We start from the raw sequence: 2,301 nt of genomic DNA, 5'->3' as shown, positions 1-2,301 counted from the left end.
TGCGTCCTGGATTTCCTGGGCTTTCCCGACTTCGGAAATCCTGCAGCACTTTTTATTCTTTTTCCTCGAGCCGCAGGGGCAGGGCTGGTTGCGTCCCGTTTTTTCGCCTTTTACTACCGGAGCATTGGTCGTGTTTTTGCCCTTCTGCCCGGGCTGCAGGGGAGGCACCATGTTGTTGCCCTGGTATATATCCTCAAAGAGCTGGACCACTCTGGGTTTTACGTTGCCCGGATGGTGCCTGGCACAGCACTCTACTGCCCTTTGGGAGGCCTCCCGGAAGGCTTCTTCATTATCCATCAGCTCAATGATTTTGTTCAGCCAGGGCCGGACTTCTTCCGGGGAGGGCACTTTGGAGTATTTTTCCCGGCACTTGTCTGGGATATCGAAAAGAAATCCAGCACCATTAAGCATTTCCGGAATGCCGGCGTGGTTGGAGGCCAGTACCGGGATGCCGCCCAGGGAGGCTTCAATTCCTACCCTTCCGGCTGCTTCATTCCAGAAGGAAGGAAAAAGCAGGATGCTGGTACGGGCGTACACCCTGGTCATGTTTTCCTGGTTGGGAATCCACCAGACATTGGGCTGTCTGGACAGATTTATGCCGGCCCGCTTCCACTGTTCATCAGTCATCCTGCCCTCTACAGCCATAAAAGTGAGATCGGGCCTTTCACTCAGGGCCATATTTGCCAGCCTGGCGAAGAGTGTAGCTCCTTTGGCCTTGGAGGGGTTGACCATGGTGATCAGGCCCATGCCGCGCTGCTCAGGTGCCCGGGCAGCGAGAACATCCTCTGGTTGAACAAGGACATTGGGCGGAAGGACCTCGGGAAGCACCAGGCTGTCTATTCCTATTTTTTCCAGGTAATGTTCACGGTTGAAGTTGGAGTTTATGAGTACAGTGTCAAAGGGTCGGAAGCTCTCTGCATCATCATAGGCGGTATTTGCCATGAAAAATACCAGTCTTTTGCAGTTTTTCCGGGCCACAGAGATAAGTTCTTTCCACAACTTTGATCCGCCGTAGGTGATAACCACGTCCGGCTGGATCTGTTCCATGGCCTTTTTGGCGTGCTGGAAAAATTCCTGGGCTTCCTCCCGGACAAGGTTCTTGCTGTAGCTGCTTCTGGTGTAGAATATATTATGTTTAACCTCGTCACGCTTTATTTTGAACACCTTGCCGTGGTTCTCAGGCCCTGCCTGACTTTCCCCGATGATTTTGCCCACTGGGTATTCCTCCTGTCCGTCGCACAGGGTCATGTTTACGGCGTAGGCGTCCCATCCGGCCCGGGCCAGTGTGCAGAGCACTGCATATATCTGGCAGGCTGCTCCACTTCTGCGGTCCAGGGCGAACATGGGAGAGAGCCACATGATTTTTCGGGTTTTGACAGAAGCTCCTGCTACGGGTTGCTGTCCAGGTTCAGGGGCATTAAGTTCTGGTTCAGCAGCATCCTTGACGTGCAGGGTTGCAGAGGGGCTCTGCAGGGCGTTGGCCTTGTTCAGCTGTTCCTTGCGGCTTCTGGCTTCCGCCTGTCGTCTTTCTGCTTCGGCCCAGTCCTGCCTTGCCCGGGCAATGTCCGCATATTCAGTGAGAATGCTTATGTCGTCAGGATGATCCTGCATGCCCTTGCAGGCAATCTTTTCCGCCCGGTCCAGCTTGTCCTGTGCCCGCAAAGCCAGAGCCAGCAGTGAGTATGTCTGTGCCGGTGCTTCTTTTTTGTGGCGTAAAAGGATGCTGTTCAAAACCTTGACTGCGGTGGACCAGTCTTCGTTGTCCAGGGCCTGCCTGGCCCGGGCCAGGAGTTCTTCGGGATCTTGGCCTCGTCCGGCAAAAGGGGATTCGTTGAACATGGGCTTCTCCTTGCGTTGTTGCTATTGGGCTTTGAACCTTTTGTGGGGTTTTTTATGCAAGGGGTGTGCCGGGAGTATGATTCAGGAATTCAGGGATAAAGGAATTCAGGGATTGAGGGATTGAGGAATTAAGGAATGCCGGGATTCCATATAAAGTAGTACGTGGTCTGTTGTCATCTGTCAGTGGAAGGGCCGCCCCTCAGGGGCGTAATTTATTGCGTCCTGACTGGGAACCGGGTTTGCCACGAGCAAACCCCTGCGGCAGCAATATCAAAAAAAGGGGGCCGGACCCCGGTGGATCCGGCCCCCTTGAGGGTTTTGGTTTGAAGTTCCCGGATTAGCCCATGAGCTGCATAGCCATCTGCGGCAGGGTGTTGGCCTGAGCCAGCATGGCGGTTGCGCCCTGGGAGAGGACCTGGTTCCTGGTGAACTCGGTCATTTCCTGAGCCACGTCCACGTCGG

At 54.6% G+C, this 2,301-nt stretch carries 2 protein-coding genes; both read right to left on the bottom strand.

Going from position 1 to position 2,301, the window contains the following annotated elements:
- Positions 1 to 1,839: glycosyltransferase (locus D5S03_RS06710; RefSeq protein ID WP_287043105.1), on the bottom strand; the 1,839-nt coding region annotated here is incomplete at its 3' end.
- Positions 1,840 to 2,176: 337 nt separating this feature from the next.
- Positions 2,177 to 2,301, bottom strand: a 125-nt coding sequence (locus D5S03_RS06705; RefSeq protein WP_287043106.1) for a flagellin, incomplete at its 5' end; no start/stop codon positions are given.

This window comes from Desulfonatronospira sp. MSAO_Bac3 (assembly GCF_003838035.1).
GTDB classification, from domain to species: Bacteria; Desulfobacterota; Desulfovibrionia; order Desulfovibrionales; family Desulfonatronovibrionaceae; genus Desulfonatronospira; species Desulfonatronospira thiodismutans.
The sequence above is the reverse complement of the archived record's forward strand: the minus strand, read 5'-3'. Positions and strand labels throughout refer to the sequence as shown.